This is a genomic window from Shewanella sp. SACH, from assembly GCF_001887095.2.
GTDB classification, from domain to species: domain Bacteria; phylum Pseudomonadota; class Gammaproteobacteria; order Enterobacterales; family Shewanellaceae; genus Shewanella; species Shewanella baltica.
Map to the genome: position 1 here is coordinate 1,286,691 of NZ_MPDG02000002.1, position 8,915 is coordinate 1,295,605.

At 39.3% G+C, this 8,915-nt stretch carries 4 protein-coding genes and 1 pseudogene; 2 read left to right on the plus strand and 3 right to left on the minus strand.

Features of this window, described 5'->3' with window-relative positions; genetic code table 11:
- The first annotated feature begins 230 nt into the window (after positions 1–230).
- Positions 231–431, plus strand: coding sequence for a hypothetical protein (locus tag BM607_RS13575; RefSeq protein WP_071939574.1), 201 nt, complete (start codon positions 231–233; stop codon positions 429–431).
- A 293-nt stretch (positions 432–724) separates the two neighbouring features.
- On the opposite strand, the pseudogene BM607_RS13585 reads toward BM607_RS13575, so the two are convergent.
- The 3 genes and pseudogenes from BM607_RS13585 to BM607_RS13595 all read right to left on the minus strand — a co-directional run.
- Positions 725–910: pseudogene (locus tag BM607_RS13585) on the minus strand (hypothetical protein); the annotation flags it as partial.
- A gap of 109 nt (positions 911–1,019) precedes the next feature.
- Positions 1,020–5,306 (minus strand): EAL domain-containing protein, encoded by a 4,287-nt coding sequence (locus BM607_RS13590; protein ID WP_071939573.1) that lies wholly within the window; start codon positions 5,304–5,306, stop codon positions 1,020–1,022.
- A 283-nt stretch (positions 5,307–5,589) separates the two neighbouring features.
- Positions 5,590–8,379: an insulinase family protein gene (locus tag BM607_RS13595; protein WP_071939572.1), complete on the minus strand. Its 2,790-nt coding sequence runs from the start codon at positions 8,377–8,379 to the stop codon at positions 5,590–5,592.
- A gap of 169 nt (positions 8,380–8,548) precedes the next feature.
- Here BM607_RS13595 and sixA point away from each other — a divergent pair.
- Positions 8,549–8,915: phosphohistidine phosphatase SixA (sixA, locus tag BM607_RS13600; RefSeq protein ID WP_249269593.1), on the plus strand; the 367-nt coding region annotated here is incomplete at its 3' end.

Below are 8,915 nucleotides of genomic sequence, written 5' to 3' on the forward strand. Positions count from 1 at the left end.
TGCTCAGTGCTCAGTGCTCAGTGCTCAGAGCTATTTGTTCTGTGCTGAGAGCGTAGCTATGAATGAGTGCTGCTCGTTTCTGCACTGTGTGGAGAACCTTTCATTGTGCTGTTAGAGCGGTATTTTAAGATTGAATTAATCAGCAAAATTAAGCGAGTCGTATCCGCATTTTGATGGGGAATTAGTTTCTCTACATTTATGATTTTTAGTTGTTTTCAAAGAGGTGATTTGTGGCTTTGCTGGGTATCTTTATCGCATTAATCTCGGCTTGGTACTTCGGCTTAGCTGCATTTACCGCAGGCCTTTCTGTTACGCATTGGGCATTACTGGGTTTTGTGCTCGGGCCTTTGGCTTATCCGCTCTTTACGACACACAGCCATTTAGCTTTGAGGAAAATCCGTTGTAGTGAGGAAGGGATATTAAATAGCTAATCTATCAATATGTAATGCTATGTATTTTCATACTTTTTTACTTATGTAAAACTAAAGGGAGCTAATGCTCCCTTTATTGTTTCTAGCCTAATTTTCCATCACAGTGCACGAGTTAGACTCATGGCTACAGGACTTAAATTAATTCCACCAACCCTTCGCAGAAATCACTTCAAGGTGGTTTAAGCCTTCTGGCAACTTAACTTTTTTACGCGCTGGCTTGGATAAACCGAGTGCTTTTTTGATTGAATTTAGCATAGTCACTCTCCCTAACCTGATTAATGTTATGCAACTTGTTCTAGTGGTTTGAATTTCACATATGGAGAGCCCGCAACTTCAAGGGGTTTGAATTTCACATATGGAGAACCCGCAACTTCAAGGGGTTTGAACTTCACATATGGAGAACCTTGAAGAGCAACACTATTTGCTACAAAACCAATTGAAGATAATAAAGTAACTGTTACTAGGATTCCTTTAATCATTCTAATTCTCTCTCAGGGTAGTTGATATTGATTTATTATTGACACTGATAGAGCTATTGCACTTGTTGTGCCAATGTTGTAAATCGCAATCAAATTGAGAGTTAAATGATTAGGTAATGTTGCTTTTTGTGTTTGGCTTTATCATGTCTTCTTGGAGTAACAGGGTAAATTCGGTCTCTTTTATGGCCTTACTAAAAATATAGCCTTGAATTTCTTCACAGTTGAGTGCTCGTAAAATATTCAATTGTGCTGCTTGTTCTACCCCTTCTCCCACAACAGAAAGCCCCATGTTATGAGCGATAGTGATAATAGAATCGACCATTTTGAGATCGCGATCAGACTTATCAATATCGTCAACAAAAGCTTTATCAATTTTTAAAGTATGAATCGGGAAACGTTTTAAGTATGAAAGGGACGAGTACCCAGTGCCGAAATCATCGAGTGCCAAACTAACGCCCATTTTAGCCAGTTGCTGCATGACAATAATCGCCGTTTCCGGCTGCTTAATGACAGTACCTTCAGTTATTTCTAATTCAAGGTGACAAGCGGGGAGTTTGGTGAGTCTTAAAATTGACTCTATTCGTTGTTGGATATCGGGGAGTGCAAATTGACGTGACGATAAATTGACGGCGACTCTGCCGCTGAATATTCCTTGTTCACGCCATTTCTGCGCTGCGAAACAGGCTTTGCGTAAGACGATTTCACCAATTTCAACAATTAAACCGTTTTCTTCAGCAAGTGGAATAAAATCATTTGGGGGTATCAAGCCATGTACTGGATGATTTAATCTGACTAAAGCCTCCATGCCTGCAATTTTACCGCGCTTAAGATCAACCTTAGGCTGATAATAAACTTCAAATAGATCATCTTTTAAGCCTTCACGTATGAGATTCTCTATTTCTAACTGCCTAATCGCATGTTGATTTAATGACTCTGAATAAAACTGATAGCAATTACCTCCTGCTGACTTTGCATGGTACATAGCAATGTCAGCTTTCCTCAGTAATGCTTGCTCACTTTGCTCATCTTCTGGGTATAGTACTATACCAATACTTAATCCTAGGACTAGTTGTTCATTACTCACTTCAAAAGCGGGTTTTAACCCTTCGATAATACGGTTAGCAATCGCAGCGCTGGCGCTTATATCTGAGCCTTTATCTAATACAATGGCGAATTCATCTCCGCCTAGACGGTAAATACTGGTGTTTTTGGGAAGTAATGACTTAATGCGAGCTGCAACGAGCTTTAATAATGTATCTCCAATCTGGTGACCTAAGGAATCATTAATACGTTTAAAATTATCAAGATCAAGCACCATTAGCGCATGGGCTATTTCTCGATTCACTAGGTTACTTAAGGTCACTTGTAAGTTGGAGCGATTTGGGAGTCCGGTTAAGAGATCATTATTGGTTAGTTTTCTAAGCTCTTCTTCTTGCTGTTTCCGTCTCGAAATATCCGAAAAAACCCCGACATAGTGTGACAATTCGCCTAACTCATCATAGATAGCATCGATAGTCAGCTCCATGTGGAAGTGACTTTTATCTCCTCTTGCGGCTTCGACTTCATTTGCCCAGCGACCTTGTTGCTTCAACATGGTCCTGATTTGGGTGGAGAAGGTTTCAGGATATAAATCAAATGTGAGTACGTTGCCAATAAAATCAGTTCTGTTACGTAATGAAATCTTACAGCAAGCTTCATTAACTTCGACAAAACGGTATTCACCGTCGAGGATAAACATGCCTTCAGAAATATTTTCAATGGCTTTTTCAAAGAGTTTTAGTTGCTCTTCTTTTTGTTTAAATTGACTAATATTTTTAATTGTACCTGTCATACGCAGGGCATTATCTTTGTCATCCCGCTCTACAATTTTGGCACGGTCTAAGATCCATACCCAATTGTCGTCTTTACCTTTTACTCGGTATGCGGCTTCGAAATGATCTGTTTCACCATAAAAATGCTTATTGAGCGCTTCTCGAACACGTTCTTGATCCATTGGATGTATATTACTCTCTTCATCCGATTTACCCGAGCGATGTCCATCACGCGGAAATTCAAGTGCTCCCCAGATATTTGAGCGGAAAATGTTGCCAGTTTCTATATCCCAGTCCCACATTTCATCACCACTTCCCCATAGGGAAAGCTTTAATCTTTCTTCGCTGAGCGCTATTTGGCGTTGAACCTCTCGTTTTCTTAAAATTGATTTTGTAATCCCTAAAAATGTTATTACTATAATAATGAAGTAAATTGACTTTGCTAATGTTGATAGCCACCAAGGTGGTGTAATTATAACTTTTAATTCTTTTACTGGACCATTTATCTGCGTTAATGAATCAACTGCATAAACTTTGAAAATATACTCATCAGGTGATAAATTCGTATAGGTTGCTGAGTTTATTTTATTTGATGCTATCCATTCATCTGATAGACCATCCATTTTATAGTAATAAGACGTAGTAGAGGGTTCTGATGTTGGTGAGTTAAATGTTATGGTGAATGGATAATCAGAGTATTTTAGTTGTATACTCTTTGATTTACTTATTGAACCTTTGAAATACTCACCATCCCCAGCTATTACGGAGTTGAAAATACGTAATCCAGAGATGAAGGTCTCTGGTGGCTGTGAGTTTTTAATATGGTCTAAAATTATATCTTTAGATATCAAGCTTAAACCATTAATGCCCCCAAAAAAAATATTTTCATTATCAATGACTACGCTACTTCTAGTATTATACTCGTATTGACTTCCATTATTTGTTGAGAAAATATAATTACTATCACCATCAATTAAAACAATTTGCCCAAGAGATGATGCGAAAATGTAGTTGTCCAAAGTTAATATGGAGTAAATTTCTTTGTTGTCGGAGAATAATTTATTTGTTTTTTTGCTAATGGGGTTGTACTTCTTAATTGCGGTTGAAGTACCAAATATAATTTCATTTCTAAACTTTGTAATGCTATAGGTTAGTTCATCTGTTATTTTATTGGTTTCATTATCAGTATAATGATATAGACCATTTTGGCTTGCTAAATAAATATCAGCATCTGAAATGTAAAGGATTTCAAAAACTGGATCTTTTTTATTAGTTGTTATTTTTTTTAAAATTAGATTATCTTTTATGATTAAAGCTTTCCCTGAAGCGGTTCCAACTATAATGTTTTCATTGTTATTGATTAAGTCAATAGTTGTTATCTGTTCACCTCCTATTATGTTACTTATATTGCCATTGTTATGTAATAAAATTACACCTTTCTCATTTCCAATGTAAATTCCATATTTTGTCATTACAGAATTTTTATAGCCGGTAATGCCTGTTTGATAAGTTTTTATTAAATTCAAATTTATGTCGTAACATCGAAGAATACTATCATCAGATGATACTAATATTTTGCTATCAAATGTTTTACTAATGTGCCAAACATTATCCTTTATTAGATCTGTACTTAAAACAAGATTGTTTGACTTTCTTATTATTTCAAACCCTTGATTGTTCATTCCGATAATGAGGTAGTCAGCCGTTGAAAATAGATATGTTTCCTTACTTTTTTCTTTCTCCTCTACCGTTTTCCCAATCAGATAGGGTTCATTATTTACCGAGTATATTTTGTTTTTATCTATTCCATAAATATCACTATTGTATCGACTTAATAAAGTATATTTGCTGTTTGATAGTTTTAATACCCTTTTATCACTATAGGTGTAAAGTCCATTTTCTGTTGATATATATAGGGTTTTATTTTCCTTTTCTATATCAAGTACGTTATCAATAATTTTTACTTTATTACTACCATCTATCCTGTAAAGTTTACCATCATAACTTTTAAGAAATATTTCATCACCAATGTTTACACTTTTCTTTACTTCGAAATATTCTTTTTCAATGTACTCTAAGCTTAGAGATTTATTTTTTAAGTTGAGGCTAAGTATGCCCTTATTGGTTCCAACTAAAATCTCTTTAGTAAAGTCATTGTTGGATAAACTCCATATTTCACCATTCAAATATTCATTTTTCACATCGATAAATTTAAGTGATTCATCATTTCTATCATATATAGCAAGTCCTTTGTCAGTACCAACTAGTAGATCACCTTCTTCAGTGATTAGCAGGCTTCGAATAAAAGAGCTGGGTAAACCAGAAGCGCTATTATCAGCATAAAAGTGTTTAAACTCTTTTCCATCGAACCGATTTAGTCCGTTAAGCGTGCCAATCCAAATGTAGCCATCATTATCCGTAACGATAGACGTAACTGTGCTTTGGGAAAGTCCTTGCGGGACACCAAAAGATTGTGATTGGAGAATAATTGGAGATTTGTCAGAAAAGGGAGATGCGTTTACGTCTTCGAATGCATGCAAGCCAAAGAAAGCGAGCAAGACGATTTTAAAGAGTGCTTTAGGCATAGTGTTTGTTCTTATTATCCGAGGATGCCATGAAACAATTGTGTTACATCACTTTTCCAGAAAGTGAGGGCTTTGTCAAAGCGGAGGCGGCTAAAAATCCTTTTAACAGCATGTAGATGCAGCAAAATTGTTCGCTGTAGAAGGGGTCGAACATGGACTAGCCATGTTTTACATTAGTATTACGCCCAACCGTGATAGATACAACTATAGTTGGGGCAATTTGTAGCGGTTTTGTTTGTTTGTCCAACTTTGTGAACAAATGTGTGTGTAAAAGTGTTTTTGTTTAGAAATTAAACTTCTCTGCCGTTTGCTTAAACGTTTTGAGATCTGTGATCATCTTTTCTGACTGCAACGCTGCCTGAGTTCTGTGCTGTTCACCCGTGCTAAATAAGACTAAGCGGTCACTGTGTTTGGTGCGCATTTTACGCATCATGAATTTGAGTAAATCAGTGCGGGTGAGCTTAGTGATTTCGTCTACGACCAGTTCTCTTTGGTTAAATTGATAATCTCTGTTGCCGACACTGACCCAATATCGTTGGCTGCGAGTTTTGAGGTTCGCATCGTGCTCCATGATCTGACTAATAAGACCGACCTTAGTGCTTTCCCATTCTTCGTTGGTGATTTGCATCACGGCATAATTAAAGTCTGCAATAAACTCGTCTATCGCCTCTAATAAATGCAGTGGTCCAGTCGTAGGCGACTGGATATAAAAAATGAGCCCAGGATGACGATTGAGTGGCAGATAACCTGTGCCTACCATGTAGCCCAACTGTTTTTCAGTGCGCAGTTCATGGAAGAAGGTGGACGACATAGTATGATTTAGTAAGCTAAACAGTGCCATTTTTTCTGGCGTTGCTACTGCGGATTGGTAATACACAATGATCGCGCTATCTTGATGATCTATTGCAAGTTCTCTAAGTAAGGTGCCTTGACCCGTTAAATTGACTAATTCTCTGGTGGACTCTGCGCTTGGCGTCGAAACCAAGGATAAAATGTGCTCTAAGCGTTTACCGAGAGCTTGTGCTTCAGAGACTAACCAATCCCCATAAACTAATCCTTCAAGATAGATCTTCTCGTAAAAGGCGCGTACATGGTTATGCAAATCTTCAAGGCTTATGTCTTCGAGCATTTGAGCCATGCGGGCAGGCTCATAACTGCTTTTTTGTAGCGTGACAGTGAGGCTAGTAAACAATTGTGAAATAGGTTTAGCCTGCGCTAGATTCTGCCAACTGCGCAGTAGTTGAGATTTAATTAGGGCAAAACGTTCTTCAGTAAAATTACGCTCTCTGGCTTTGTGGATTAACAAGGCCAACAGGGTTTCTTGATTACCGGTAAAGCCCGATAAATGCAGGGTAATGCCACCTTGATGCGGATAAATATTGTAACTTAAGCCCGCGACTTCGGCCTGATAGGTTGGTTCTGTCAGATAATCGAGCAGCATTTCAACATACAGGCGGGTGAGGGCGGCATGCTTTGGGGTTTTACTCGCCTGCTCTGAGTCCAGCGACAAATACATGTGGCCTTTGGGCACATTAAACTCATCGTCTTTCTTGTGCCAAATACGGTATCCCGTCGATTCTGCAACGATCACTGGTACCTCGACATCGCTCTTATCTGGTCGAGGAATGGAGTCGGCGACGATAAATGGGTTTGCAGCAGGTAATTGTAATTCTGGGCGAATACTGCTCACTTGCCAACGAACGAGGGACTGAGGTGCAATAGGGCGCACTTTATAGGGCGTGTGATACCAGTTGGCTTTACGATCCGTTTTAACCGATTGCGCAATAAGCTGCAGACGCATATTGTGGGGCGTCATTAGCTCGAGTAGGGCTATGGTTTCTGGAATATCCAGCCCATCCATTCGATAGTCACCAAAGACCAAATCTTCGACTTCATAATGATGCATATTGATGCTGAGATGGCTGGCTAAATCGAGTGATTTAACTTGCTCTTGGTAGCGAAATGCCATTTTGAGCAGGTTTGCGCGCTCTAAATAACGCCATTCATCTAAACCTTGGGTTTTGATGAGCTCAATATACTCAAAACAGCAGCTGATAATCTCATCAAGATTCGCCAGTCCCTTATCGGTTAACTGTAAACCGATACTGTAATCTTTGAAGTTATAACCATTTACGCCGCCGCCCGCGGACAAGTTATTCACCAGTCCCTGCTCTTTAAGATAGGACAAAAGGCTGCCATGGCTCTCATTGCCTAAAATATGGCTGATATAAGTCAAAGGCTTACGTTTGTAGTAGTGGTCAATGCCAGGGAAATTAAAGCTGATGCTTAAGCGTTTTTGCTCCTTAAGCGGCACGATATCAATTTGGGTTAACAGCTCATTTTCTGAAAACAGCGGCACTTGAGGATAGTTTTTCACTAAATTCAAGTTTTGGATCCCGCTAAAATAATGGCAGGCTAAATCTTCTAATTCGTCGAGGGAAAGCGGCGCGACTAAGCACAAGGTCATTAAGTTGGCGCTGTAGTGGCTTTGATAGAAATCGAGTAATTCGCTACGTACCTGTGCTTGCTCTCCGCCTAAGGTGACTAAGTTACCGACTGAAAATTTTGAGAAAGGATGCAGTGGATTAACTGTCTCTTTCAGCACTTGATAGGTACGGCGAATATCGTCTTTCAGTTTTAAACTAAATTCAGATTCAATAGCTTGGCGTTCTCTATCGACCAGTTCTAAGTCAAATTTAGGCGCAATAAAAAATTGGCTGAATCTGTCTAAGGAGTCGGCAAACACGTCTTCATTGATGGTGAAAAAGAAGTTAGTGTGCTCTGTGCCCGTCCAAGCGTTATTGCTGCCGCCATGTTGGTTGATAAAGGCGTGGTACTCGCCTGAGTCGGGAAATTTTTCAGTACCAAGGAAGAGCATATGCTCTAAAAAATGCGCCATGCCGGGTCTATCCGCGGGATCATCAAAATGACCCACGCCTACAGCCATAGATGCGGCCGCTTGGCTGGCATCTTGATCTTCAACCAATAGCACCCTAAGCGCGTTATCTAACACAAGATAACGATACTGACGGTGATCGTTTGGACTTTTATAAATGGACTGAGAGGCTTGCAAAGAGACACTCCGATAACGATAGCTTGTTATATATTGATAGTCTTAATGGTTTTTAGCAAATATCTCTTGTGTTTATCGACTAAAGATTAAGTCTTACAAGGTTTGTTGAAATGGATTTTAGGGCTACAATTGGGATAAAACAAAAACAAGTTTGAGTCGCGAGAGAAGTATGCAGCTATTTTTGATGAGACATGGTGACGCCGGATTTAATGCTCAGTCTGATAGAGACAGAACACTGACCGATGTTGGAAGGCACCATACTGTGTTGATGAGCAACTGGTTGGCTCGCAGTGTGACTGATTTCGATCTTGTTTTGGTGAGTCCTTACTTACGTGCACAGCAAACTTGGCAGGAGCTGAGTCAGCATTTTCCGGAACCGCGTAAGTGGTTAGTCGCTGATGATCTTGTTCCTTCTGGCGATCCCGCCAATGTAGCCGCGTTAGTTGTAGCCTACGCTGAGTTATACAAGGCGGATAAAGTGCTAGTGATTGCTCACATGCCGTTATTGGGCTATTTAGTCAGTGAGTTAGTGGCGG